We start from the raw sequence: 26,306 nt of genomic DNA on the forward strand, positions 1-26,306 counted from the left end.
TCGTTCAGGCCCCCTGCCCGGCAGGCGTCGCGCCGGCACGACCATTCCGGAGCACCTCGCGGATGATCTCGCGATGCACATGGAAATAACTCTTGCTGACGCATTGAAGATGCGGCGAGACCTCGTCGTGAAGCCTGCCCAGCGCATGAAACGGCACCGAGGAAGCAAGGTGGTGCTCCGCATGGAACGGCATGTTCCAGTAGAGCATCCTCAGCAATGGGTTCGCGAGCGTGGTGCGCGTATTGGCAAGCAGATTCGGACTTTCTTCGGCGCCCGTGTGCTCGGCCATGCGGATGGCACGCAGAACCGGCTCGCCCATCACGCGGGGCAGCAACCAATAGACCAGCGCGATCGTGCTGCCGAAATAGATCGAGACGGCGGCGATAGCGACGTAGAGCAGGACGAGCAGCCGGATTTCCAGCATCACCTGCCTCCAGACCGATTTCGGCAGAAATTCACGTTCTTCCTCAGTGAAGCGTCCGGTCGTGCCGCGCCACAGCGTGCCGACCAGCTTCGGCCAGAAGGAGAGGCCGATTATCTGCCCGAAATAGTCGCGAAGCGATGTCGGGAACGGCACGATATCCGGGTCATGGTCCTCGTGCTGGGTGAACGTGTGATGCGCTGCGTGCCGGTATTTGAAGTAGAGAAAAGGACGGAACGTGAAGGCGGCGACCGCAAATCCGACGATGTGGTTGATCCATCGCGAATGGAAAGCGGTGCCGTGCGAGCATTCATGCAAGGGTGCGAACAGCAGCACGATGACGATGCCGTAAGCGAGCATTGACGGTATCAGCAGCCACGGCGTTCCGCCGGAGAGGTAGACGGCAAGTACGCCGAGAGCCAGGGCCGTGAGATGCACCGCCAGTCTAATCAGCCCCGGTCCGTTGGATCGGGTGCGAAGCGTCTTCAGCTTTTCGCGCGAAATGATCTCCGGTCCCGTCAGCGGCCATATCTTGCTGCCGATGCCACCGATCCCAGCATAGCTCGCGGAATTATCGCCTTGCATGCCGATCCTCCTTCAGGTTGCCATTGTCGCGACAGGTCTAGCGGGCCGCCGCATCGAAGAAAAATTCATTGTTCCCATGGCGTTATCGGTTCGGCGTCAGGCCACGAAGCAATGCGCGATCGCTTCCGCGGAGAAGTCCTTGCGGTGAAAATGTCCGGTCACCCGACCGCGGCTCATGACGAGGATGCGGTCGCAGGCATCCATCATCTCCTGCAATTCCGTGGTCAGCAGCAGAATTGCCTTGCCCTCTTCCGCCAGATCCTGGATGGCACGCCATATCTCGAACTTGGCGCCCACGTCGACGCCGCGGGTTGGGTCCTCGGCGATCACAATGTCGCCGCCACGTGCGATCCATTTGCCAATGACGATCTTCTGCTGGTTTCCGCCGGACAATTGTGACGCCAGCTGCGACAGGCCATTGGTCTTGATTGCCAATGTGCGCACCAGGCCGTTGGCCATCGCGTTCCTGTGCCGACGCTTCATGAAGCCGAGGCGGCCGAGACGCCGCAGGATCGTCATGCCGATATTGTCGCCGACGCTCATCGGCAGGACGAGGCCCTCGCGCTTGCGATCGGCCGGCATGAAGCCGACGCCAAAGGCAATGGCGTCCCGCGGAGAGCGCAGCTGCACCTTGCGTCCATGAACGCGGATTTCGCCGCGATCGATGGACGTGGCGCCGAAAATCGCGCGCACGACTGCTTCGCGCTGGCAGCCAAGCAATCCGGCAATGCCGACGATTTCGCCCGCCCGCACCTGCAGGGAAATATCGTCGAAGAGGCGAGCCTTGCCGATCCCCTTTGTTTCCAGCGCGACGTCGCCACAGCGCCTCTCTTTGTAGGCGGACTGGCCCGGCTTATGTTCACGCCCGACCATCAACGCGACAAGAGCAGCCTCGTTCAAGCCGGCAATGTCCCGGGTGGCGACGACGTGACCGTCGCGGAGCACGGTAACGCGATCCGAAATCTGCATCACCTCGCTCAACCGGTGCGAGACGTAGACGATGCCGAGACCATTAGCCTTCAATTTGCGAATGATGGCGATGAGATGCGCGACCTGGTCGTCGTTCAGCGAGGCGGTCGGCTCGTCAAAGACGAGGACGCGCGGACGGCTCGCCAAAGCGCGGCATATCTCGACGATCTGCTGCTCGTTGAGGCTGAGTTCGCCGACGGCCCGCGAAGGATCAAGGCTGACATGAATCTCATCGAGCAGGTCCTTCGCCATACGGTTGAGCATAGCGCGCGTCTTGCCAAGACGGCCGGCCGGTTCACGGCCGAGAAAGATGTTCTCGGCGACGCTCAGGTTCGGACATAGCACCAGCTCCTGGTGGACCAGTGCCAGCCGGTTGGCGAGCGCCACTGTGGGATCGTCGAGAACCACAGGCTGGCCGTCGATCCTGATTTCGCCGCTGTCGGGCGCGACGAGGCCATTCATCACCGACAGCAGCGTCGACTTGCCGGCGCCGTTCTCGCCGACCAGCGCATGCACTTCGCCGGCCTTCAGATCGAAGGTCACGTCGGAAAGCGCGATGACACCAGGATATGTCTTGCGGATTGACTGGACCTCGAGCAGCGGGGCGCCCATCGCGATCACGCCGAATGATATTTGTTGAGAAGCGCGCGATGGCGATCCATGTCTCCGCGCAAGTTTTGATAGACCGACGACCAGACTTCGAAGAAATCCCGGTAACGCTCGTGCAGTTTCGGATCGGGGTCGATCGTCTCCTTGATGCGGACGATGCTTTCAAGAGGGTCGGTCGGCGATTTGTAGATTCCGGCGGCGACGCCGGCAAGAATGGCGTCGCCGATCGGAGCGGCTTCGCCTATGTCCGGGGTCTTCAACGGCAGGTTCACCACGCTGGCGGTGATCTGGTTCCAGAACCGGCTCTTCGTCGGCCCACCGTTCAGGATCAGGCCGTCGACCTTGACGCCGGCCGCGTTGGCGACGCGGACGTTGGAGTAAAGGTCGAAGGCGACGCCCTCGATCAGTGCTCGAATGAAATGCGCCCGTGTTGTCGTTGGGCGTACGCCAAAAAAGTTCCCGCAAGCATTGCTGTTCCAGTTGGGCGACAGCGTGTTGCCGAGATACGGCAGATAAAGCAGGCCGTCGGAACATGCCGGCACGCGCCTCGCCTGCTCGGTGAAAAGGTCGAAGACATTGTGGCCCATGCGCTCGGCTAGGCGGAATTCGGCATCGCCGAACTGGTCGCGGAACCATTTCAACGACGCGCCGGTAAAGGCCATCGGGCCATCGAACATAGTCAGGCCGGGCAGCACGTGCGGCCATTTCAGGATACGGTATTCCTCGACGTTCTGCTCGGTCGGGATCATGATGCCGAGGTTGGAACCCGTGCCCATGGAGTAGTAGGCCTCGCCGGCCTTGGTGACACCGACGCCAAGTGCCGCCGAACTGATATCGGTGCCGCCTGCGGCGACGATGGTGCCGGGCCGCAGCCCCGTCTCCTCGGCCGCTTGTCTGGTCACCTCGCCCACCACTTCATGGGATTGGTAGAGCCGCGGCAGCTTCTCAAGCGGAATGCCGATCGCCCTGGCGACCGACTCGTTCCAGCGCTCCTCGCGATATTCGTAGGCGTAGGCGAGCCCCGCATCGCCGGTGTTCATCGTGAAGTTGCCGCACATCCGGTAGGTGCAATAGCCGGAGGGCGACAGGAACTTGTGCGTGGCGTTGAAGATATGCGGCTCGTGCTTCTTGATCCATAGAGCCTTGGGGTCGATGAACCAGGGCGCAATGCGGTTGCCGTTGTTCTTGTTGATGGTTGCCTCGCCGACGCTGCGGCGGATGTCTTCGCACTCTTCCTCGGAGCGCGAGTCCATCCAGATCATGGCCTGACGCAACGGCTTACCCTGGTCGCTGACCGGGAGAGTTACGCCAACCAGGCCCGAAAGCGCCACGGCCGCGATGTCGTCGGCGAAACGCCCCTGTTCCAGACATTGCCTTATGGACGAGACCACGGCGCCCCAGTAATTCGACGCATCCTGTTCGGCCCAACCGGGAAACGGGTGGAACAGAGGATGCTCCTGCGAGCCGGACGCCACCACCTTGCCGGTGTTGGTGTCGAGAATCGCCGCCTTCACATTGGTCGTGCCGATATCGATGCCGAGCGTGAGATGTCCGCCCATAAATCGCTCCTCCCAGAGTGTCTATGCTTGTGTTTTCTTGCGGCTCATCTTCGACAAGCCGACCGACAAGATGAGAACAACGCCGATGGCGAGGTTCTGATACCAGGTCCCGACGCCCCAGATGGCGAGCAGGTTGAGGCCGGCGGCAAACGCAATGCTGCCCATCAGCGTACGCCAAGGCGATCCGACGCCTCCAGCCAACGCCGTGCCGCCGATGACGGCAATGGCAATGGCGGTTAATTCATAGCCGGCTGCGAGCGGCGCATCGACCGACTTCAGCCGCGCGGTGAAGATGATGCCGGCAACGGCGGCGCACAATCCGCTGATAGCATAGGCCAGCACCACGTAGCGCTGCGTCTTGATGCCGGCATAGAGCGCGGCTTTTTCGTTGCCGCCTATGGCGTAGAAGCGGCCGCCCCGCATGCTGCCGTTTATGAACCCCATGAGCGCAAGAAGAACGAGAACGAAGACCACGAAACTGATCGGGATGCCGACTATCTTGCCATCGCCGATCCAGCTGTAGAGTGGCGCCTTGAGATAATAGGGATGGCCATTGGTGAGCACATAGTTGAAGCCGCGCAAGGCCGTCAGCGACACCAGCGTCATGATGAAGGACGCGACCTTGAAATATGCCACGCCAATGCCGTTGAGCGCGCCGACCGCGATACCGGTCGCCAGCGCGATCAAAATGACCGGGACGATCGGACCGGCGTAGGTGTTGCCGCGCACCAGCCAGCGGCTTCCCAGCATTGGGCCGATCTCGGCCATGACGACTACGCCGACAATGACCGAAAAGATCATCAGCGCCGCGACCGACAGATCGATGCGGCCGGTAAGCAGCACCACCGTCATGCCAAGTGACAACAGGCCGATCACGGCGATGCTGCGCATGAGGTTTTCGATGTTGAGCGCGGTGAGGTAATACTCGGACGTCAGGGCACCGACCGCGAAGATCAGCAGGATCAGCCAGATGATGGGATCACGAAGCAAACCCTGCAGGAAAGGCGCGCCGCGCGGAGCGGAAAGTTCCAGGGCGCTCATTTCGCGATCCCCCGCTGCCACATGCCAGGTATCACGACGGCAAGGATGACCGCCGCGGTCACGACCTGCTGCAGATAGATGCTGACACCGAGTTGATTGAGAAGGTTGTTGACGATGCCGATGATCAGGGCAGCCACAACCGTACCGATGATCGAGCCCGCGCCCCCGGACAGCGCCGCGCCTCCCAATACGGTGACCGCCAAAACCGAAAGCTCCATGCCTTCGAAGCCTGCTGGATTGATGTAGGACAGCCTGGCGCTTTCAAGCATGCCGGCGAGCGCAGCGCAGACGCCGGAAATCGCGAACACGGCGGCGCGCACGCCGACGACATTGATACCGGACAACGCGGCCGCCTTGACGTTGCCGCCGGTCGCGTAGAGCGCACGTCCGAAGATCGAGTATTTGGTAAGCGCGATCGCGGCCGCGCCCAGCACGACGAGCAGCACGACCGGCAGCGGAATGCCGGCGAGGTCGCCGCGGCCGAACCAGAGGTAGGCGGCGATCGGTTCGGGATAAAGCGCCTGGCCGCCTGAGAAGATGTTGGCTAGCGCGCGGCTTATGCCGAGCATGCCGAGCGTGGTTATCAACGAGGGAATACCCAATGCGGCGACAAGAATGCCGTTGACCAGGCCGATGGCAAGGCCCGTGAGCAAGGTGGTGCCGATGACGAGCGCTGCGGAGCCTGTCGGGATCAGCAGCCCGCCGGCGATGCAGGATAGGATAGCAATCCCGGCGATGGACAAGTCGATCTCACCGGTGATCACCACCAGTGTCATTCCGTAGGCCATGATACCAATCGCGGCTACGGCCAGAAGTATGACATGGATGTTGGCGAGGGAGAGAAAGGACGGTGTGATCGCCTGCCCGGCAATAAGCAGGGCGATCAGCACCGCGACGCGGCTCATGTCGCCGACGCCCAGGTGCCGCCAGGCGTCGGAAGGCTGCGCCTGTGAGGCGACCTTGGTTTCAACGGTACTCATGGTCATGACGTGCTCGCCTGCGTTTTCGGTCAGCGCCTGCCGGCTCTCACGAGAGAACCCGGCAGGCGCGGGAGCTGCCGATCAGCCCGCGACTTCCGGACCGTAGGCGTAAGGCCACTCGTCCGGCGTCAGCGTCTCGATGCCCTCGATGTTCATCTTCTCCCTGGTGATCATTGGCAGGTTGGGTGTCATGATCAGCTTCGGCGGCGCTTCGTTGAGGCCTGCCTTGGCGCCGATATGCATGACAACGGCGCGGATGCCGATGTCGCCGATCAGCGGCGTGTACGGCGACACCATCTCGATATTGCCGGCCCTGATCTCCTTCAGCACCTCACGGGCATCGTCATTGGCGAGGATCATGATCTTCTTTCCGCCTGGCGCGCTGTTCAGCCGGTTCGCTTCACGGATCGCGTCGAGTGCGCCCATGGCTTCCTCGCCGCCGGTGTTGAACGACACCGAGATGTCCTGGAAGGCCTGCAGCGCGTCCGCCGTCGACTTGAAGGCCAGCGTGCGCTGGCTGTTGGTGTGATAGTTGGCGAGCACCTTGTAGCCCGGCGTGTTGCCGATCGCCTCCAGGAAGGCGCCGGTGCGGATCGAGTCCGCCGTGCTGCCGAGATCCTTGCGATTGAAGATGATGTTGCCCTCGGGCGCAGCATGCTTGAGATAAAGGCCTTGCTGCAGACCATTGGCATAGAAGTTGCCAAGCACCTCCGAGCTGATCTGCTCGGACGAAGTCCGGCGGTCGAGGCTCACTACCGGGATGCCGGCCGCGATGGCGCGGTCGACCGGCGGCCCCATCGGCGCTTCGCGGTTCGGCCAAAGCACGATTCCGTCATACTGCTTGGCGATCCAGGTATCGATCACCTGGCCCATCTTGTTGTCGTCGAACTCGGCGTCGATCACCTCGAGCTCGATGTTGGGATGGCGTTTGGCCTCCCACGCGGCGGTGTCGGCGAGGCTGATCAGCCAGGGATGGTTGAAGCCGTGGAAGACCAATCCTATGCGGTACTTCTTGCTGTGATCCAACACCGGACCTTCGGCAAGCGGCAGATAGTCGGTGAAAGGCGACTTGATCTGAAGCTTGCTGTAAGGGCCGACGAAACTCGCCCCCATGCCGGGCTTCCATACGAACCCGCCGGCGAGATCACCGACAGGGTAGACGTCGAGGTAATCGCGAAAGCCATCTTTTTCGAACAGCGCGCTCACGTCCCCATTCGACATTCCGGCCTTTGCCTCGTCGGAATATTTCTTGATGAGCGCGTTGATGACGGAATGGACCGATTCCTCGGCGGCCGCCGGAGCGATTGCCAGCGGGGCGGCAGCAAGCACGGTCAGTGTCGCAGCCGTCTTCAACAGATGACGGCGAGATAGTTTCAGCATTTAAGGTTTCCTCCCAATTTTTGGTTTCAGCCCGGGATATGCCCCGAAGAAGTCAGTGCTAGTCTCCTCCTTCCACCAGGATGTGGACGTAGCCGTCCGCCACCTTGGTTTCGTAAGTCTTCAGCCGCTCGGTGACCGGCGGCGAAAGCGGCATGCCGGTCGGGATATGGAACAGTCCCTGATGCAGCGGGCATTCAATCGTCTGGCCATCTATGTAGCCCTCGGAGAGAAAGGCGTGTGCGTGCGTGCAGACGCCGGCTGTCGCGTAGAACCGGCCGCTGAGATTGAAGATTGCGATGCACGCGCCGCCGTGCTCTATGCGCGTCGCGTCGCCGACGGGCAGGCTGTCAACGCGGATCGCCTGTATCCACTGCATGTCCTTGATTGTCGTTTCCGCCGCCATTCATTTCCTCGCAGTCGTCATTCTGTTTCGTTTATTTTCGTTGTCTTTCCAAAAGCGGCCAATTCATTGTGAGAATGCCGGTATTGATGACTCCGATAAGGCTCGCCTGAGCGGACCTGCTCGCCACAGTAACGACGGGAAGGAGCCCGAGGTGATCGGCGTCTGGATTGCGGCTCCAGCGGGTCGTGGCGCACGAGACAGCACGAAGCAGCGCGCTTCGACATGCGGGATGGGCCGGTCCCTGTCGCGGGGTGTACAGCAACGATGCCAGAGGAAGCCGTTGCGGAGCCGCCGCGCACGATCGAGGAACTAAGGGGCGCAGCCGCTTACGTGTCAGAAGCGGTCTTCGGCGGAAGACCCGAAGCGCCGCCCCTGGCCTTCCTCTTCCTCGCGCCTCGTGATGCCCATGCCGAGATCAGAACAGCCGCACGGGCTTAGCGGCGTCTTCAGATACTCGATCACCACCGGATCTTCGAGCGTGCGCGGCCATCTTCCTTATTCGCTTCACTCGATGTCGTCGCGGATGCAGGCCTTGCGGTGCCGGGGAGCGACCTCTGTCAAGACAGGCGACACCGCGGCGCAGGCTTCGATGGCGTACGGACAGCGTGTGCGGAAAACGCAGCCCGACGGCGGATTTGCCGGGCTTGGTATGTCGCCTTTGAGAACCTGGCGCTGCCGCTTGACGGCGGTGTCGAGCGAGGGAATCGCGGAGAGCAGAGCCCGCGTGTAGGGATGTCGCGGTCTCGCATAAAGCTCGGCGGCCGGGGCCACTTCCATGATCCGCCCGAGATAGAGCACCACGACCGTGTCGCAGATATATTCGACCACGGCGAGGTCATGCGAGATGAACAGCATCGTCAGACCAAGGCGAAGCTTGAGGTCGTGCAGGAGATTGACGACTTGCGCCTGGATCGAGACGTCGAGCGCGGATACCGGCTCGTCCGCGACGATGAATTCCGGCTCGAGCGTGAGAGCGCGCGCAATGCCGATGCGCTGCCGCTGACCGCCGGAGAATTCGTGCGCATAGCGGTCGAACGCGTCCGCGGGCAGCTCCACCGCGAGGAGAGCCTCCTTCGCTCGCACACGGCGCTCGGCTTTGCTGCCGATGCCCTGGATATCGAGCCCTTCGGTCAGGATCTGTCCGATCGTCATGCGTGGCGAGAGGCTGGCGAAGGGATCCTGGAAGATGTACTGCATTTTGCGCCGCTGCCGGCGCAGCTCGGTCGCACCGAGCTTGGTGATGTCGATCCCCTCGAATCTGATCTCGCCTGAGGTCGGCTCGATGAGCCGGAGCACCGAGCGTCCGATCGTTGTCTTGCCCGAGCCGGATTCGCCGACGAGCCCGACGACTTCGCCACGCCCGATGTCGAAAGAAACATCCTGAAGCGCCTTGACCACCGGACCACGTGAAAAGGCTTGGGGTGCGAAGTGCTTGGTCAGGTTGCGGACAGAAAGATAGGGGGCCGGCATCGCTAGAGTTCCTCCCATCTGAGACACCGGCTCTCCTGGCTCGGCGGCACCTGATGGAGCGGCGGCACGGCGGTACGGCAGGCATCGATCGCCATGCTGCAGCGTGGCGCGAAGGCACAGCCCTTCGGCAGCATGGCCAGCGAGGGAACATTGCCGGCGATGGTGGGCAGCGGAGTGCCGGCGGCCTTCAGCGCGGTCGCCTCGCCGAGGCGCGGCGCGGAACGCATGAGGCCCACCGTATAGGGGTGGCGCGGGCGGGAAAATACCTCCGCCACCGGTCCGGATTCGACGATGCGTCCCGCATACATGACGGCGACCCGGTTGGCGATCTCGGCCACGACGCCGAGATTGTGGGTAACGAAAAGAATGCTCATGCCGCGCTCGGCCTGCAGCTTTTCCAGAAGCTCCAGGATCTGTGCCTGGATGGTCACGTCGAGCGCCGTCGTCGGCTCGTCGGCAATGAGCAGCGTCGGGTCGCAGGCGAGCGCCATGGCGATCGTCACGCGCTGGCGCATGCCGCCCGACAACTCGTGCGGATATTGGAGCGCCCGCCGTTCGGAATCCTGGATGCCGACCTGCACCAGCAGTCGCACGGCATCCAGCGCAGCCTCGCGTCGCGATTTGCCAAGATGGACGCGGATCGGCTCCGCGATCTGCTCGCCGACCGTGAGGACCGGGTTGAGGCTGGTCATCGGCTCCTGGAACACCATGCCGATGTCGTTTCCTCTGATGCGTCGCAACCGTTCGGCATCGAGCGTGGTCAGTTCAGTTTCGGTGCCGTCCTTGCGCCTGAGCCTGATCGATCCCTCGACGATCTTGCCGACGCGCCGCGGCAGCAGGCCCATGATCGACAGGCTCGTCACCGACTTGCCGGATCCTGACTCGCCGACGAGCGCGACGGTTTCGCCCGGCGCGATCGTCAGGCCGACATCCTGGATGGCGGCGATCTCGCGTCCCGCGATGCGGAAGGCGGCGCGCAGGCCGGAGACGGCAAGGGTAGGCGCGCCCACGGCTTCAGCCAAGCAATCCGACGTCGCGCAGGATGGCGTCGATCTTCGCCGCCTCCTCGTCATTCAACGTGCGCTGCGGGCGCGCCATCGTGTTCGAGGCGATGATCCCCAGGCTGCGCATCGCCGACTTGAAGGCACCGACGCCGGCCGAGCCGGCGCTTGTGCGGCCAAGCGAGATCGTCACGATCTCGAACAGTTTCAGGAGGCGCTCCTGTTCGGTCCGAGCAGCCTTGTGGTCACCCGCCTGCAACAGATTCCAGACCTTGACGTAGCCACGCGGGTCGACATTGGCGAGCCCCGGAACGACGCCATGGGCGCCCATCGACAGCGCGGTGTCGACCATGATCTCCGACCCTGTCATGCCGAAGAAGCCGCGGTCGCTGGCCATATCCTGCAGCACGTAGCGGAGATTGCCATCGTCGCCGCTGGAGTCCTTCAGTCCGGCCACGATCCCTTCCCTGGCCATGGTCACGGTCGTCTTGCGCTCCAGCTTGACGTGGACGCAGACCGGAATGTCATAGGCGATGATCGGGATATCGACCGCATCCTTGATGTAGCGGAAGTGGTCGATGATTTCGGGCTGGCTGGTCCGTGTATAAAACGGCGCGGTGACGACGATGGCATCGGCACCGGCCGCCTTGGCGATCCGGGAATGCTTGATGACGCGATCGGTCGTCGGGTCGATGACGCCGACGAAGAGAGGCACTCGCCCGTTGTTGACCTTGACCGCATGCTCGACGATCGCCTGGCGGGCGGCTTCATCGTGGAACACGACCTCACTGGTCGAGCCGAGCACGAACAGGCCGTGCACGCCACCATCCAGGAGATTTTCGACACCCCGCGTGAATGACGGGAAGTCGACGCTGAAATCGGGATTGAGCGGGGTGACGACGGGTGGCACGACGCCGGTGAAGAGAGGCATTTTGAACCTTTTGGTCAATTGAGATCGGATCTGGGGTCGAAGGCGTCGCGCAGGCCGTCACCGATGAAGTTGATGGCCAGAACGGTGAGCACGAGGGCCGCGCCGGGAAACATCCATTGCCAGGGATACTGTTCCAGCACGATGGTCGAGCGGGCGAGGTTGAGCATGTTGCCCCAGCTGGCCTCGGGCGGCGGTATGCCGAGCCCAAGGAACGAGAGGCCTGCCTCCAGCAGGATCGCGTTGGCGATCTGCAAGGTGGCGTAGACGACCAGGATGTCGATTGAGTTCGGCAGGCCATGGCGTAACAGGAGGTGCGGCATCCGCGCGCCCATCCCGCGCGCCGCGACGACGAAATCGCGTTCGCGCAGCTCCATGAGGCGCGCGCGGACCATGCGCGAGAGCACCGGCCAGGACAGCAGCGAGATGACGAGAATGGTCGGCATGATCCCCGTCCCCGCGATCGAGGCGAGCACCAGGAGAAAGATCACCGGCGGCAAGGTCATTGCGAGATCGACGAGGCGCATGACGGTGCTGTCGACCACCCGGCCGCCGAAACTGGCGATCGCACCGACCAGAAAACCGATGACTGTCGAGATTGCAACCGAACCCACAGCAACGATCAACGAGACGCGGCCGCCCTGCAGGACACGGGCCATGACGTCACGGCCGACGCCGTCGCTGCCCAGCCAATGCACCGCCGATGGGCCCTTGTTCATTGCCCTGAGATCGATTGCGTTCGGCCCGATCGGCCACCACAGGTGATAGGTCGAGACAGCAAGCAGGATCGGGATCAGGATGATGAGGCCAGCGCGTGCCGCGCGGTTTGCGATGAAGCGGCCAAATGCGCGACGCAGTGGACCTTTTGTCCGTGGCACACCCTCTCCCATGCTTGTGGTCAGGGCCATCACGACACCCGAACGCGCGGGTCGACAAACGCATAGGCGATGTCGGTGAGAAGATTGACGAGGATGACGCAGGCGCCGACCACCAGGGTCGCGCCCATGATGACCGGATAGTCGCGGGTGCCGACGGCGTTCACCAGCAGAAGCCCCATACCCGGCCAGTTGAAGACGCTCTCGAGAAAGATCGCTCCGCCCACCGCGATGCCGATGGTCGAGCCGATCAAGGTGATCACGGGAAGCAGCGCGTTGCGCGTCGCATGTTTCATGATCACCCAGAACTCGCGCACGCCCTTGGCCCGCGCCGTGCGCACATAATCCTGACCGAGAACCTCGAGCAGCGAGGAACGCATGTACCGCATGATCATGGCCGCATGGCCGATCGACAGCAGGCAGGCGGGAAGAATGAGATGTGTAAGCACGTCAAACAGCGAGAATGGCGTTCCGGGCGTCTGCATGCCGCCGGATGGAGCCCAGCGCAGCAGAACCGAGAAGAAGTACAGGCCCAGCAACGCGGTCAGGAACGCCGGACTGGAAATGCCGACAAACGACAGCACCGAAAGGGAAATGTCGGGCCATGCGTTGCGTCGAACAGCGCTGACGATGCCGCCGGCAATTCCGACGACGATCGCTATTGCGAGGCCGGTCCCCATGAGAAGCACCGTCGGGCCGACGCGTCCCAGCACCAGCGGAAGCACCGCAACGCCGCTCCGCTGGATCGAATAGCCGAAATCTCCCGACAGGGCGGCGCGAAGCCAGCCGAGATACTGGATCGGTAATGGCTGGTCGAGGCCAAGGCGCAACCGCAGTGCCCCCAGATCTTGCGGCGACAATGGCACCGACGGATTGATATAGGCGTCGATCGGATCGCCGGGCGCGAGCCGCAGCAGGAGGAAGATCAGGACGCTCAATGCGAGCACCATCAACAATCCTGCGGCGCTGCGGCGGGCGATGAAGCTCAGCATGGCTTTCACGTCTGGCGGCTGACCAGGCCGGCACCACGGTGATGCCGGCCTCGGCCAAATGGCGAAGTTATCTATTTCACTGGATGTCCCAGAGTTTTCACTGGATGTCCCAGAGTTCGGGATGGGCCGCATAGGGGCCGCCCGCCGGAGCCGGCGTCCACACGAAATCCTTCAATTTCTTGGAAGCGACGCCGTAGCGGTTTGCCACCCACAAGGTCGCCCAGGGCAGGTCCTTGTTCATCGCCTTGCAGACATCCTGCCAGGACGCGTTGACCTTGGCGGGATCGATCTGCCCGAGAGCGGCATCAAACGCTGCGCTCAGGTCGTCGAACTCGATGCGCATGGTGTTGAAGCCTGCCGGGGGAAGCTGCGACTTGTTGAGGCCGGGATTGAGTCCCGCTGGATTCGGACCGTTCTGCAGGCCGGCATAGATCATCGGAAACGCGTTCCAGTCCGGTGTGCCTTGCTTGTAGACGATGCCGTTATAGGTGGGCGTATCGACGACACGCGGCACGATGTTGACGCCGACCTGGGCGAGCATCGACTGGATGGCCGCCGTGACGTTGGCTGCCTGCGGCGAGCCGTAATAGGTCAGCAAGGTGATCGGCTTGTCGCCGTTGATCTTGTCCCAGCCAGCCTCGGCGAGCAGCGCCTTGGCCTTTTCCGGATCGTAGGCGAAGGGCTCCAGCCCTTCCGGCACCAGATGCGGCGCGACGTAGCCGCAGTTCGCGACTTTGGCGGCACCGCCATAGAGGCTCTCGACGATCGCATTGCGATCGATCGCATACATGATGGCCTGGCGCACCTTCGGGTCCTTGAAAAGGTCCACCTTCTGGTTGAGGCCGATGTAGTTGACCACGTAGGAGCCACCTTCGATCAGCGTGTAGTTGCTGTCGTTCTTGAATGTGGCGGCGTCGTCCGGCTCGACATAGGTGAACTGGATTTCGCCGGCACGAAGCGCGGCGACGGCCGCCGCCGGGTTCTCGAAATAGCGGTTGATGAGCGTGTCGACCTTGGGCTTGCCGCCGCGGTAGTCGTCATCCGCGGAGAGCTCGACATACTGGTCCGTCACATATTGCTTGAATTTGAACGGACCGGTTCCGACCGGCGTCGTCGACCACCACTTGCTGTTGGCCAGCTGCTCGGGCGCGATGCCGGCCAGTGCATGCTCAGGCAGGATCAGCACCTGGGTGATGACAGCGAGGAAGGAGCCATTGGGCTTCGACAGCTTGATCACCACGGTGCGGTCGTCCGGCGTCTCGACCGATTGGATGTCGCCCAGGCGGGCAGCAAACAGGCTGCCCGACGCCTTGTTCCTCGCAAGATCGAATGTGAACTTCACGTCCTTGGAGGTGAAGGGCTTGCCGTCGTGCCAGGTCTCCTTGGCAAGGTTGAATGTGTAGGTCAGCTGGTCGTCGCTGACCTTCCAGTCCTTGGCAAGGCTGCCTTTCAGCTCGGTCAGCTCGGCGTTCCAGATGATCAGCGGCTCGAAATAGGTGCTGAGCCAGGTGAAGCCGGCGGTCGACACGAGCGGGTTGAAGTTCTTGGGCAAGCCGCCCGGGCCGACATCGAAGCCGCCGGTGATGGTCTTGCCGGACTGTGCCGCAGCGACTGTGGCGAAAGCGGTGCCGGCGATCAGCAGGCCGGCAAGGGCCAGACGACGTGCGGTGCTACTTATGCCCATGATTTCCTCCCTTGGCTTTTTCACGTGTTTCGGTTTTTGGCGATGACTTGCTGGATTCCCCGATAGTGATCGTCGAGGCGCTGGCGCGCGCGCTCGACATCCTTGGCCGCCACGGCCTCGACGATCTCGTGATGGTCCCGCCAGGTGGCGAGCGGCGTCGGATTGTCCAAGTTCGCGAAGTTCGATGCCTTGTTGAACGCGATCCAGAAGATGTCGATCAGCGCGCTCAGCATGCGGTTGTTCTGGCAATGGAACAGCAACTGGTGGAACTGCTGGTCCTCGGCAGCGAAGCTTTCGTTTCGCTCGGCGCGCCGGCGCATTTCCTCGGTCAAGCCGCGCAGAGCCTCGATGTCCTCGGCGCTGATCATCTCGACCGTCTTGCCGATGAGCCCTGTCTCCAGCACGCGGCGCATTTCGCGGAGCTCCTCGACGTCGCGCAGCGAGTCCTGCAAGCCGTAAGCGAGATTGTCGAGCAGCGGTTTGAAAGAGAACTCCTTGACGAAGACGCCGATGCCCCGGCGCGTCTCCAAAATGCCGATCGACTCCAGCGCCTTGATGGCTTCGCGAACGGAGTTGCGTCCGACACCGAGCTGCTGGGCTAGAAATGTCTCCGGCGGCAGCGCGTCCCCGGCCTTGAGCCTGTTCGCCTCGATGTAATTCCTGAGGCTCTCCTGCACCGTGACATGCAGCAAGGGTGGGCGGTTGAGTGGCTCGAGCGACTTCATCGCCTGCACGTTTGCTCCTTCATCCTTGACCATTTCCGCATGCTTCCACGAAACGGGCGTTGTCGACTTGTATTGATAACGACTTGTAGGATATCCTGCAAGCGATAAGGGAAAGTGCCTGCACATGAAGATCATCCTTGCCGGATCGAGCCACTGGCACGCCGGAATGCACCTGGACGCTGCCCGCGCCGCCGGCGGCGAAATCATCGGCGTTTGGGACGAGGATCAACAACACGCAAAGATGTTTGCGCGGTCGAATTCGCTGCGCTCGATCGATCGCTTCGACGATGTGCTCGCTGCCGGAGCCGGCGTCATTCTTCTGATGGGACATCCCCACGGCGTGCCGGGGCGGGCGCGCCGGATCATTGAAGCAGGCATTCCGCTGATCCTTGAGAAGCCGGCGGCAAGCAGCACCGAAATCTTGTCGGAACTGCTCGAACTGACTCGGCGACGAGATGCCTTCGTCAGCGTGCCCTTCCCCAACCGCTTCGGGCCAGCGGTGGTCGCATTCCGGAAGCTGCAGCAGCAGGGGCGCGTCGGCACGATCGCGCATGGCCACTTTCGGATCGTCAACGGCCCGCCTCAACGATATGCGCAGGATGGAGTGGCATGGATGATCGACCCTGAAATCGGCGGTGGCGGTGCGTTGCGCAATCTGGGCATCCACGGCATCGACGCCGCGCTCGACCTCGCAACCGGCCGCCTCAGGCTGAGAACGGCATGCGTAGGCAACCGCATTCACAATTCAGCTGTCGAAGACTATGCGCTGTTGGTGCTCGAGGATGAGGCCGGTGCGATGTTCACCGTCGAGGCGGGCTATACCTTTGCATCCATGCGCCCCGGCGGTGATTTCGAATGGCGCATCGTCAGCGCCAACGCGACTTTGATCGATCACGGCGACAAAGCGATCTCAGCCACGCTTGATGATGGGGCAGGCACAGAGCTCACGCCGGAACCGACGGCGACGCGCTACCGCCTCTGCATGCGCGACACTTTCGACCGGCTGGCGCGAAACGAGCCGGCGACCATCTCTCTCAATGACTACGTCGCGGCAATGTCGCTGATCGATACCGCTTACCGGAAGGCCAGAGAATGATTGGAGTTGGGATTATCGGCGCCGGGCATTTTGGCGCCGCACACGCGCGTGCGATCGAGAAGGTCGATGGCGTCCGCCTTGTCGCGGCATGCCGCAACGACGAGCCCGCACTTGGCGCCTTCACCGCCGAGCACGGCGGCCGCGGCTATAGGGACTGGCGCGCGCTTGTCGAAGACAGGGAGGTCGATGCCGTTCTCATCGCCACGCCGCACCATCTGCACACGGAGATGGCGATCGGCGCGGCGCAGGCTGGAAAGCACATCCTGCTCGAGAAGCCGATGGCTCCGACCGTCGCTGCCTGCGACACGATCAATGCCGCGGCCTCGGCGAATGGCGTCAAGCTGATGGTCGGGCATCTGATGCACTTCTCACGCCCTTGCATGACGGCAAAGGAGGCGCTCGCCGAGGGCTCGCTCGGCCTCCCGCTGATCGCTTCGAGCTGGATGATCAAGTTGTGGATGGAGCAGAACCGGCGGGATTGGCATCTCGGCCATGGAACCGGCGGCGGCATGCTCATGACCGCGGGCATTCATGCGCTCGACCGGCTGGTCTGGCTCATGGACGACGACGTCGTCTCCGTCGGCGCCATGCTCGGCGCCAAATTCCATGACCAGGAGGCAGACGATGCTTCGATGCTCAGCCTCCGCTTCGCGGGCGGTGGCATCGGCCAGGTCCAGAGCGTGGGCTATCGCGACGGAGCCGTAAATTTCGCAATGGATCTGGTCTGCGAGCACGGAACGCTGAGGATCGACATGGACCGGGGCACCTCGCTCGGTCGTGGCACCCGATTGACCGACCTGCCGAATTCATTCGAGCCAGACTGGATGCACAACGCCGTCATCCGCGAATGGACGCACATGCGCGACGCGATCCTGGACGATGCGCCGGTTCCCGTCACCGGCGACTATGGCCGCAACATTATCGCGATCATCGAGGCCGCCTACCGGTCGAACGAAAGCCGCAGGGAGGAAGAACTTGTCTGATCATCTCGCCGCGCTGCCCACCAACGCGCCGCGGGGCATCTGGGGCGCCGTCCTGCTCGCCATCGGCAATGACGGCGAGATCGACTGGAACGCGACGCGCGAAACCGTTGCCAACCTGTGCGCCTCCGGCGTCGGTGGCATCTATTCGAACGGCACGGCATGCGAGTTCCATTGTCAGACGGAGGGCGAGTTCGATCGGCTGAGCGCGTTGGTCGCCGAGGAGGCAGGTCGTGCCGGTCTTCCCTTCCAGATAGGCATCAGCCAGTCGAACGCGCGCGTGGCGCGCGAGCGTCTGCGGCGCGTTGTGGAGCTGTCGCCTTCCGCCGTCCAGTTCACCCTGCCCGACTGGTGGCCGCCGAGCGACGACGAGATTGCGCGCTTCGCGAAGGGCCTCGCCGAGACGGCACCAAGCCTCCCCCTTGTCCTCTATAACGCGCCGCATGCGAAACGACGGCTCACGCTGGAGGGTATCGCGCGCCTCCGCGAGGCAGTGCCGACGCTGATCGGCGCCAAGCTGTCCGGAGGCGACGAGAACTGGTTCGATGAGATGCGAAAGCTGCTGCCGGGATTCTCGGTATTCGTGCCGGGACACACGCTGGCGACAGGTTACGCTCAAGGCGCCCACGGCAGCTATTCCAATGTCGCCTGCCTCAGTCCAAAAGCCGCATTATCCTGGTGGCGGCAGATATTGAGCGGCGCACCGGATGCTGTCGAAATGCAGGCACGCATACAGGCATTCCTGGCCGATCACGTATTGCCTTTCCGCGCGCGCTATCAGGTCAGCGACGCCGCGCTGGACAAGGCAATGGCTGCGGCCGGCGGCTGGGGCAAAATCGGCCCACGCCTTTTGTGGCCATACTCTTGCGTCCCCGACGCGGAGATCGTGCCGTTGGCGAAGGCGGTTCGTACGAGATTCCCGGAGTGGTGGTAGAGGGCCGCCTCCGTCGCGACAATGTACCAGTCGAAAGACGCGCTGTCCGCTAGGCCATCATCGGGCCTATTCGGTCAAAACCGCAGATTCCGAAGCGTCCCATCACCGTGGGGCCAACAACGCCTATGTGCTCCGGCAACCGTTGGCTTCCCCTTCGGGAGAGATCGGGCGAGGACGCTGAGTGACGTGGCCGGTGGAACAGGTGTCACCCTTCTGAAGCCGTGGCCATATCGTTGGCCAGAAACTCCCGCCGGAGCTGCGAGAGGAAATCTCGTAAACCTTGCTGTTCAACTCGGCGTTGTTCTCTGATTGAAGCTGCTTCCTCGCCGGACGAAACTTAGTCGACGTCGCGCGAAACGATGCGTGCTGGACGGTCAGATCGTCGCTTAAGACCAAGCTTGTGTCGCGCTCCACTTTTTGCTTGGAGAGGCCCGCTCATGGCTGCACGCGAGCGAGTCGCCCCACCTACAGTCCGAGATATGCCCGGCGAACCTCCGGGTCGTCGATCAAATCCTTGGCCGCGCCATGGTGGACGATGCGGCCGGTTTCCATGACATAGCCGCGGTCGGCGCCCGACAGCGCCAGGTGCACGTCCTGCTCGACCAATAGGATCGTTACCCCGTCCTTGCGGATCGCGGCCAGCACCTCCATCAACTGCTCGACTACGACGGGCGCGAGGCCAAGGCTCATCTCGTCGATCATGAGGAGCACCGGCGCCGCCATCAACCCGCGTGCCATGGCGCACATCTGCTGCTCGCCGCCCGACAGCGAGCCGGCAAGCTGTCGCCGGCGCTCGCCAAGGCGCGGGAACAGGCCGTAGATGCGCTCGAGGTCCCGCCCGATCGCCCGGCCGGCGCCGCGCCGATAGGCACCCATCAGGAGATTGTCCTCGACGGTCATCCGATCGAAAAGCTGGCGGCCCTCCGGCACCTGCACCAGCCCGGCGCCGAACGCCTCGTCGGGCGTCATCGGCGAAAGGTCGCGGCCGGCGAACTCGATCGTGCCAGTCGAACCGATCACTCGCGACAGCGCCCTCAGCAGCGTCGTCTTGCCGGCGCCGTTGCTGCCCACCAGCGCGACGATCTCGGCTTTGTCGACCTCCAGCGAGACCTCGCGCAGCACCGGCATGCCACCATAGCCGGCGCCGAGACTGGACACCTTCAGCAGGGGCGCCGCATTGCTCGGCGCCTTCGCCTCCGCATCGCTTCCGCCGAGGCCGGCATTTGGCTTCCTGCCGATCATGCCCGCCTCTTGCCGAGATAGGCCTCGATCACCGCGCGGTCTGCGAGCACCGCATCGGGCGCGCCGTCGGCGATCTTCACGCCGTGGTGCAGGACCAGCAGGCGGTCGGACAGGCTCTTGATCGCCTTGATGACGTGCTCGATCACCAGGATCGAAATGCCGCTGTCGCGAAGTTTTCGGATCACGCCGATCACCTCGTCGATCTCGACATGGTTCAGGCCCGCCATCACCTCGTCGCACAAAAGCAGCTTTGGCCGCATGGCCAGCGCCTTGGCCAGTTCAAGCCGTTTGCGACCTGGCCCCCCGAGCTCGTCGGCGCGCTGGCTGGCGAACCTGCCGAGCCCGACGAAGTCGAGATGGCCTCGCGCCCGCTCGCGCGCCTCTGCCAGGCTGCCTTCGTTGCGGCCGAACAGGGCGCCGACGGCGACATTGTCCAGCACAGAAAGGCCGGGAAACGGCCGCATGATCTGAAAGGTGCGGCCGATGCCGAGCCGGGCTCGGCGATAGGCCGGCAGCCCGGCGACCGACTGTCCCTCGAAGACGATGTCGCCCGAGCTCGGCATCAGCGTGCCGCTGATCAGGCTGATCAGGGTTGTCTTGCCGGCGCCGTTAGGACCGATGATGCCGAGGATCTCGCCTTCCTCCAGCGTGAAGGAGACGTCGTTGACGGCGACCAGCCCGGCGAAGCGGCGCGTGGCATGGCTGATTTCCAGAATCGTGCTCATATGCGGTGCGCCCTGATGTTCTCGGCGAAATAGCGCCAGCCCGATTTGCGGAACCGCCGCACCACATCAGCCAGCCCGCGCGGCATCAGCACCACGGCGGCGACCACGACCAGGCCGAAGAACAGGCTGGCGAGGCTGGTCACTTCGCTCGACAGGACCTCCGAGACAACCGACAGGCCGAGCGCGCCGACGACTGGGCCGAGCACCGTGCCCGGGCCGCCGAACACCGCCATGATGATCATCTTGACGTTGAGGCTGATGTCGAAGGCGCTTTCGGGGTCGAGGAAGGTGATCCAGTATGCGTGGATGCCGCCGGCCAGCGCGCACAACACGCCCGAAAGCGCGAAGGCCAGCACCTTGTAGAGCGTCGTGTTGACGCCCATCACCGCCGCCGCTTCCTCATTCTCGCGGATGGCGATCAGTCCGAAACCGAAGCGGCTCTTGGTCAGCCAGTAGACCGTGAGCGTCGCCAGCACCAGCAGGCCGAGCGCCAGCTCGTAGAACAGTGGATCGTTGTTGAGCGGCGGCAGCACCAGGCCAATGTTCTGGCCGGCGAGCTCGACGTTGGAGACGATGGCGATCATCACCTGCGCCAGCGCCAGCGTGGCGATGGCGAAATAATGGCCCTTGAGCCTCAGCACCGGCAGGCCAAGCAGGAAGGCGAAGGCCACCGCCATCGCCACGCCGAACGCCAGCCCGACGGCGAATGGCAGTTCCCACTGCACCATGGCGATCGCCACGCCGTAGCTGCCGAGGCCGTAGAACACCGAATTGCCGAAGGAGGCGTAACCGGCATAGCCGCCGATGATGTTCCAGCCTTGCGCCAGCACGGCAAGCAGCAGCGCGTTGATGCCGAACTGGACCAGCACGTCCGAGCCGAACCAGGGCGCGGCCGCCAGCACCGCCACCGCCAGCGCGCAAAGGCCGATGCGCGCCGCGCTCATGCCGTCTTGCCGAGCAGGCCGCTCGGCCGCGCGATCAGCACCGCGACCAGCACGCCGAAGCTCGCCACGTCGCCGAAGGTGGCGCCGATATAGAGCACGGCGAGCGACTCGATGATGCCGAGCACCAGACCCCCGACCAGCACGCCGAGGGGATTATCCAGCCCGCCGATGATGGCGATGGCGAAGCATTTGGCCGTCAGCGTCGCGCCGATGTAGGGGTTGATCTGCGAGACCGTGCCGTAGAGCCCGCCGGCAGCACCCGCAAGGCCGATGCCGATGCCGAAGGTGACGGCATAGAGATGGCGCGGCTCGACGCCATAAAGCCGCGCCGCGGTCAGGTTCTGCGCTGTCGCCCTGATGGCGCGGCCGAGCCTGGTGCGCAGCAGAAACGCCCACATCGCCGCCGTCAGCGCCAGAGCCACGCCGAAGGCCATCAGCCGCGCCTGCGGCAGCGCCAGAGGCCCGAGCGCGATGCTGTTGCCGGCATAGGGCGGGTTGATGGTGCGGAAGTCGGCGGAAAAGGCAAGCTGCGCCAGATAGGTCAGCACCACCTCCAGCCCGAAGGTGATCAGCAGCGTGTTGAACATCGGCGCCCGCACCACGAGGTTTAGCAGGCCGCGCTGCACGCCGTAGCCCAGCGCGAACATGAGAACCGCGGTGAGCGGCAGGCCGAGGAACGGGTCGATGCCGAGGTAGCTGTAGAGGTGCCAGGAGAGATAGGCGCCCAACATGATGAAGGCGCCGTGCGCCAGGTTGACGATGTTGAGCACGCCCCAGACCAGCGCCAGCCCGAGCGCCATGACGGCGTAGAGGCCGCCGAGCAGCACGCCGTTGATCAGGATTTGCGCGAGCAGGTTCAAGGTCGCCCTCCGCCGACGGGTGCCCCTGGTCTAGCGCGCGTTCCAGGCCGGCATCGGATATTTCGGCTTCTCGATCAGGCCGTCCGGCCCATAGATCGCCTTGAGCTCGCTTCCCTGCACCTGGATGACCGTCTGCGGCAGGTCGATCTGCCCGTTCTCGCCGAAGGCGATCTTGCCGTAGAGGCTGTCGAAATTGAGCTTGGCCAGGGCATCGCGCACCTTGGCTGGATCGGTGTCGCCGGCGTTCTCGATCGCCTGCGCCAGCGCCTCGACATCGGCCGCGCCCGATGCGGCGTGGTAGTCCGGATCGTAATTGAACTTGGCCTTGTATTCCTTGGCGAAGGTGGCGGCATCGCCGAACCATCTGTCCTTAAGCTTGGCCGAGGGCAGCCAGGCGGTCATGCCGAAGGCGTAGTCGGCGTCCGCGCCGAGCGCCTTGCGGAAATCCTCGCTCGGCACGCCGACGGTGAAGGAATACATTTTCGGCGCCACCGCCAGGCTCTTAGCCTGGCGCACGAAGTTGAGGATCTCCGTTTCGTGGCCGGCCACCAGCACGACCTCGGCGCTGTTGCTTTTGATCTGTGACAGGAGCGAATTGAAGTCGCTGGCATTGGAGCTGTATTTCTCGTCCATGACGATGTCGAAGCCGGCCTCCTTGAGCAGCGGTCGCGTACCCTCGGCGACCGACACGTCGAATGCATCGTCTGCATAGAGGAGCGCGACAGTCTTGGGTGCCGGCTGAAGCTCCTTCAGCATCTTGACGGTCGAGCCGAAATAGTTGCTGGCCGGCGCGAGTGTTCCAAATATGTATTTGAATTTGCGCGAGAAAATCTGGTCCGAGGCACCGCCGCCTTGGACCATCGGGACTTGGTATTTCTCCGATACGGCCGAATCCGCGAGCGCGAAGTTCGACGCGAACGGCCCGAGCAGCAGCGCAACCTTGTCCTTGGCGACGAGCTGCGTGTACTGCCTGACGCTCAAATTTACGTCCGATTGGTTGTCGTAGATCTTCAGCGCCAGCTTGCGCTTTTCGCCGCCGACACTGACGCCGCCCGCTGCGTTGATCTTCTCGATGGCGAATGCGTAAGCGTCCTTGTAATAGCGTCCGGTATTGGCCGAGGATCCGGTCATCTGCACCGATGCGCCGAGCACGATGTCGTCCGCGGCTGCCGGCGAGGTTGCAAGTGCCGCACAGACCAACAGGGCGGCGCCGAGCAAGGAAACCATTCTGTTTGACATAGCGATTCCTCCCTACGAATGTTTCCCCTAGAGCGGACTCCGCCGCAGGCTGAAAATTGTCAAAATGCTCTAACTGTCGAATGCCTGTGTTGGCTGCGCTGTTCTTGAACATCCTTATCGAGAGAAATCTGGAGCTTAGTTGCTTGAAGGCAATAGAGGCGGTGCCGCACTCGTCTTAAGCAAACAAATACCTGATCCGGGGTAAGGCCTGGCGGCATCCCGTGATGGTAGACATGCTCTCGCATGGGCTGCCCACTGGCGTTGGAGCGGGGCTCATGATCGGGCCGAGAAGAGCAACGAGTGGACGATAGGGTTTGGGCCGGGAGCTGACGGTGCCGCGATTGCTAAGCCGATACCGACTTGGCGGTCAACCGGACCGCGCGTCTTCTATCGCCGCGTCGACGGCATCGCCCAGTCGTTCCACGATTGCGTCGATATCGCGGGATGCTGCGATGAAGGGCGGGGCGATGAGCACATGGTCGCCGGACCTGCCGTCAATTGTTCCGCCCATGGGGTAGACCATCAGGCCATTGCCCATCGCCTCCTGCTTTATCCGAGCATGCAGTTTCAGCGCCGGATCGAACGGTGCCTTCGTGCTGCGGTCGGTGACGAGTTCGATGGCTTGGAACAGGCCGCGACCGCGTATGTCGCCGACATTGTGATGGTTGCCGAATCGATCGTTCAGGCGGCGCGAGAGGTGCTCTCCCATGGCTCGAACGTTCTGAAGGAGATCGTCGCGGCGAATGACCTCCTGCACGGCAAGTGCAGCCGCGGCGGCCATCGGATGGCCCATATAGGTATGGCCGTGCTGGAAGAAACCGGAGCCGCTGGCGAAGGCGTCGAAGATCCTGTCCGAGAGCAACACCGCGCCGATCGGCTGGTATCCGCCGCCGAGCCCCTTGGCGATGGTCATGAGGTCCGGTGCGACGCCTTCCTGCTCGCAGGCATGTAGTGTGCCGGTGCGGCCCATTCCGCACATCACCTCATCCAGGATCAGAAGTACCCCGTAACGGTCGCATATGGTGCGGATACGCTTCAGATAGTCGGCGACCGGCGGCAAGGCACCGGCGGTGGCGCCGACAACCGTCTCCGCGACAAAGGCGATGACCTGGTCGGCGCCGAGCTCGACGATCTTGTCCTCCAGCGCTTGCGCGGCGCGCACCGCATAAGCCTCGTCGCTTTCTCCGGGTTTCTGCAGCCGGTAGGCATAGCAAGGGTCGATGTGATGGGTTTCGATCAGCAGCGGCTTGAACTGCGCACGCCGCCACTCGTTGCCGCCGGCGGCGAGCGCTCCGAGCGTGTTGCCGTGATAGCTCTGCCGGCGGGCGATGATGTGGCGCCGCTGCGGCTCGCCCTTCTCGACGAAATATTGCCGCGCCATCTTGAGCGCTGCCTCGATCGCCTCCGAACCACCACTGACCAGATAGACATGGCCGAGGCCCTCGGGCGCGTCGGCAGCCAGCCGATCGGCGAGTCTCTCGGCCACGTCGGTAGTGAAGAAGCTCGTATGGGCGTAAGCGATCCGGTCGAGTTGATCGTGCAGCGCCGCCAGCACATCAGGATGGCTATGGCCAAGGCACGAGACGGCGGCGCCGCCAGATGCGTCGATATAGGTTCGGCCCTCCTGGTCGAAGATTTCGATGCCCTTGCCACCGACGGCGACGGGCAACCTGGCCTTGATGGATCGATGGAGGAGATGGGTCATGGGATCTGACGGCCTCGGATATGGGTGGAAAGGCTCTGGAACTGGCGTTCCATGGCGCGCACGGCCTCCAGCGCTGGTTCTCCGGCGGATGCGGCCAGCATAGCGGCAAGCGTCTCAGCGACCGCGAAGGCCGGCGCCATGGTGTGAAAGAAGGATGGGCTTTCAGTGGGAACGATGACGGCTGCCCGCGCCCTTGCGACAAGCGGCGAAACGACACTGTCGGTGATCGCGACGATTTCGAGCCCCATGGCCAACGCATAGTCCGCGAGCTCGACCGCCGCGCGCGTGTAAGGTTTCACACTGACGGCCAGCAACGCGTCTCCCTTTTTTGCTTCCCGCAAGGCGTCTGGACCGGTGCCGCCAGGACCGTCGAGTAGCCGTACTGAGCCTCCCGCCAAGCCATAGACATAGGCGAAATGGCAGGCGACCGGGTAGCTCGAGCGATAGCCGAGTACGTAGATAGATCCCGCCGCGGCGAGCGCCGTAGCGGCCCCTTTCACCGCATCGAGCGCCTCCGGCCGGCAAAGCGCCGCCATATGACGCTCCAGCGTCTCCGCCAGATCGAAGGCCAGTGCGCCATCGCCACTCTGACGTCGGCGTGCGACCAAGGCCTCTGCCTTTCCGGAGAACTCCGTCTCGCCACGCCTCAGGGTCTGCGCATGGAGATCGCGCAACCCCTCGTAACCGCTGAAGCCCATGCGCTGCGCCAGCCGCGTCATCGACGCCGGATTGACCCCGGCCAGCTTGGCCTGCTCGCGCATGGAGAGAAGCGCCACATCGCGCGGATTGTCGAGCACCCACTGCGCCGCCGCGCGCAGTTGGCGCGGCATCGCGTCGAAGGCTTCCAGCAGCCGCGAACGGAAGGCGGGTTCCAGCATGAAGAGGAATTTACGCCTGCGGGCTTCGTGCTGCAATGAATATTTCAATTTCCTAAAAATGAGTGTAGTGTTTCATCCAAA

Annotated in this window: 25 protein-coding genes; 3 read left to right on the forward strand and 22 right to left on the reverse strand. The window is 63.2% G+C overall.

Features of this window, described 5'->3' with window-relative positions:
- Positions 1-4 precede the first annotated feature (4 nt).
- From ABID26_RS05265 to ABID26_RS05335, 15 genes are all read right to left on the reverse strand, one after another.
- Positions 5-1,006 carry a fatty acid desaturase gene (locus ABID26_RS05265; RefSeq protein ID WP_292373707.1) on the reverse strand — a complete coding sequence of 334 codons (1,002 nt, stop codon included), beginning with the start codon at positions 1,004-1,006 and terminating at the stop codon, positions 5-7.
- Positions 1,007-1,102: 96 nt separating this feature from the next.
- The gene (locus ABID26_RS05270; protein WP_126101753.1) at positions 1,103-2,587 is read right to left on the reverse strand and encodes a sugar ABC transporter ATP-binding protein; all 1,485 of its coding nucleotides are present in this window, start codon (positions 2,585-2,587) and stop codon (positions 1,103-1,105) included.
- Positions 2,588-2,592: 5 nt separating this feature from the next.
- Complete coding sequence (locus ABID26_RS05275; protein ID WP_354414176.1) at positions 2,593-4,143, reverse strand: xylulokinase; 1,551 nt, start codon at positions 4,141-4,143, stop codon at positions 2,593-2,595.
- A gap of 21 nt (positions 4,144-4,164) precedes the next feature.
- Positions 4,165-5,184: an ABC transporter permease gene (locus ABID26_RS05280; protein ID WP_292373702.1), complete on the reverse strand. Its 1,020-nt coding sequence runs from the start codon at positions 5,182-5,184 to the stop codon at positions 4,165-4,167.
- Positions 5,181-6,170 carry an ABC transporter permease gene (locus tag ABID26_RS05285; RefSeq protein WP_126101756.1) on the reverse strand — a complete coding sequence of 330 codons (990 nt, stop codon included), beginning with the start codon at positions 6,168-6,170 and terminating at the stop codon, positions 5,181-5,183. The genes ABID26_RS05280 and ABID26_RS05285 overlap by 4 nt, the downstream gene beginning before the upstream one ends.
- 75 nt (positions 6,171-6,245) lie before the next feature.
- Entirely contained in the window at positions 6,246-7,544 is a 1,299-nt protein-coding gene (locus tag ABID26_RS05290; protein ID WP_292369213.1) for a sugar ABC transporter substrate-binding protein, read from the reverse strand.
- A 58-nt stretch (positions 7,545-7,602) separates the two neighbouring features.
- Positions 7,603-7,947 (reverse strand): non-heme iron oxygenase ferredoxin subunit, encoded by a 345-nt coding sequence (locus ABID26_RS05295; RefSeq protein WP_292369211.1) that lies wholly within the window; start codon positions 7,945-7,947, stop codon positions 7,603-7,605.
- A 333-nt stretch (positions 7,948-8,280) separates the two neighbouring features.
- Positions 8,281-8,409 (reverse strand): hypothetical protein, encoded by a 129-nt coding sequence (locus ABID26_RS05300; RefSeq protein ID WP_292373699.1) that lies wholly within the window; start codon positions 8,407-8,409, stop codon positions 8,281-8,283.
- Positions 8,410-8,451: 42 nt separating this feature from the next.
- A complete protein-coding gene (locus tag ABID26_RS05305; RefSeq protein ID WP_292369195.1) occupies positions 8,452-9,417 on the reverse strand; it encodes an ABC transporter ATP-binding protein in 966 nt (321 codons plus the stop codon).
- A 2-nt stretch (positions 9,418-9,419) separates the two neighbouring features.
- Positions 9,420-10,427, reverse strand: coding sequence for an ABC transporter ATP-binding protein (locus ABID26_RS05310; RefSeq protein WP_292373828.1), 1,008 nt, complete (start codon positions 10,425-10,427; stop codon positions 9,420-9,422).
- Positions 10,428-10,431: 4 nt separating this feature from the next.
- Complete coding sequence (locus ABID26_RS05315) at positions 10,432-11,349, reverse strand: dihydrodipicolinate synthase family protein (RefSeq protein ID WP_126101761.1); 918 nt, start codon at positions 11,347-11,349, stop codon at positions 10,432-10,434.
- Between the two features lie 14 nt (positions 11,350-11,363).
- A complete protein-coding gene (locus ABID26_RS05320) occupies positions 11,364-12,236 on the reverse strand; it encodes an ABC transporter permease (RefSeq protein WP_292373826.1) in 873 nt (290 codons plus the stop codon).
- Between the two features lie 17 nt (positions 12,237-12,253).
- Positions 12,254-13,213 (reverse strand): ABC transporter permease, encoded by a 960-nt coding sequence (locus tag ABID26_RS05325; protein ID WP_292373697.1) that lies wholly within the window; start codon positions 13,211-13,213, stop codon positions 12,254-12,256.
- Positions 13,214-13,310: 97 nt separating this feature from the next.
- Positions 13,311-14,897, reverse strand: coding sequence for an ABC transporter substrate-binding protein (locus ABID26_RS05330; protein WP_292373695.1), 1,587 nt, complete (start codon positions 14,895-14,897; stop codon positions 13,311-13,313).
- A 20-nt stretch (positions 14,898-14,917) separates the two neighbouring features.
- Positions 14,918-15,655, reverse strand: a complete 738-nt coding sequence (locus ABID26_RS05335; protein ID WP_292299489.1) for a FadR/GntR family transcriptional regulator — start codon at positions 15,653-15,655, stop codon at positions 14,918-14,920.
- A gap of 91 nt (positions 15,656-15,746) precedes the next feature.
- Between ABID26_RS05335 and ABID26_RS05340 the strand changes: the two genes are divergently transcribed.
- The 3 genes from ABID26_RS05340 to ABID26_RS05350 are packed head-to-tail and all read left to right on the forward strand — an operon-like array spanning position 15,747 to position 18,632.
- A complete protein-coding gene (locus ABID26_RS05340) occupies positions 15,747-16,718 on the forward strand; it encodes a Gfo/Idh/MocA family protein (protein ID WP_292373693.1) in 972 nt (323 codons plus the stop codon).
- Positions 16,715-17,701 carry a Gfo/Idh/MocA family protein gene (locus ABID26_RS05345; RefSeq protein WP_292341448.1) on the forward strand — a complete coding sequence of 329 codons (987 nt, stop codon included), beginning with the start codon at positions 16,715-16,717 and terminating at the stop codon, positions 17,699-17,701. Before ABID26_RS05340 ends, ABID26_RS05345 begins: the two co-directional genes overlap by 4 nt.
- Complete coding sequence (locus tag ABID26_RS05350; RefSeq protein ID WP_292341447.1) at positions 17,694-18,632, forward strand: dihydrodipicolinate synthase family protein; 939 nt, start codon at positions 17,694-17,696, stop codon at positions 18,630-18,632. The genes ABID26_RS05345 and ABID26_RS05350 overlap by 8 nt, the downstream gene beginning before the upstream one ends.
- A gap of 465 nt (positions 18,633-19,097) precedes the next feature.
- Here ABID26_RS05350 and ABID26_RS05355 read toward each other — a convergent pair whose 3' ends face one another.
- The 7 genes from ABID26_RS05355 to ABID26_RS05385 form a co-directional block, all read right to left on the reverse strand.
- On the reverse strand, positions 19,098-19,874 hold the full coding sequence (locus ABID26_RS05355; protein WP_435528541.1) for an ABC transporter ATP-binding protein: 777 nt from the start codon (positions 19,872-19,874) through the stop codon (positions 19,098-19,100).
- The gene (locus ABID26_RS05360) at positions 19,871-20,599 is read right to left on the reverse strand and encodes an ABC transporter ATP-binding protein (RefSeq protein ID WP_292373691.1); all 729 of its coding nucleotides are present in this window, start codon (positions 20,597-20,599) and stop codon (positions 19,871-19,873) included. The genes ABID26_RS05355 and ABID26_RS05360 overlap by 4 nt, the downstream gene beginning before the upstream one ends.
- Positions 20,596-21,543, reverse strand: a complete 948-nt coding sequence (locus tag ABID26_RS05365; protein ID WP_126101769.1) for a branched-chain amino acid ABC transporter permease — start codon at positions 21,541-21,543, stop codon at positions 20,596-20,598. Before ABID26_RS05365 ends, ABID26_RS05360 begins: the two co-directional genes overlap by 4 nt.
- Positions 21,540-22,403 (reverse strand): branched-chain amino acid ABC transporter permease, encoded by an 864-nt coding sequence (locus ABID26_RS05370; protein ID WP_292373689.1) that lies wholly within the window; start codon positions 22,401-22,403, stop codon positions 21,540-21,542. Before ABID26_RS05370 ends, ABID26_RS05365 begins: the two co-directional genes overlap by 4 nt.
- A gap of 30 nt (positions 22,404-22,433) precedes the next feature.
- Positions 22,434-23,642 carry an amino acid ABC transporter substrate-binding protein gene (locus ABID26_RS05375; RefSeq protein ID WP_292373687.1) on the reverse strand — a complete coding sequence of 403 codons (1,209 nt, stop codon included), beginning with the start codon at positions 23,640-23,642 and terminating at the stop codon, positions 22,434-22,436.
- A 367-nt stretch (positions 23,643-24,009) separates the two neighbouring features.
- Positions 24,010-25,347 (reverse strand): aspartate aminotransferase family protein, encoded by a 1,338-nt coding sequence (locus ABID26_RS05380; protein ID WP_126101772.1) that lies wholly within the window; start codon positions 25,345-25,347, stop codon positions 24,010-24,012.
- Positions 25,344-26,261, reverse strand: coding sequence for a MurR/RpiR family transcriptional regulator (locus ABID26_RS05385; RefSeq protein ID WP_354414186.1), 918 nt, complete (start codon positions 26,259-26,261; stop codon positions 25,344-25,346). The genes ABID26_RS05380 and ABID26_RS05385 overlap by 4 nt, the downstream gene beginning before the upstream one ends.
- Positions 26,262-26,306: the final 45 nt, after the last annotated feature.

It is taken from the genome of Mesorhizobium shonense (assembly GCF_040545255.1).
Classification (GTDB): domain Bacteria; phylum Pseudomonadota; class Alphaproteobacteria; order Rhizobiales; family Rhizobiaceae; genus Mesorhizobium; species Mesorhizobium shonense.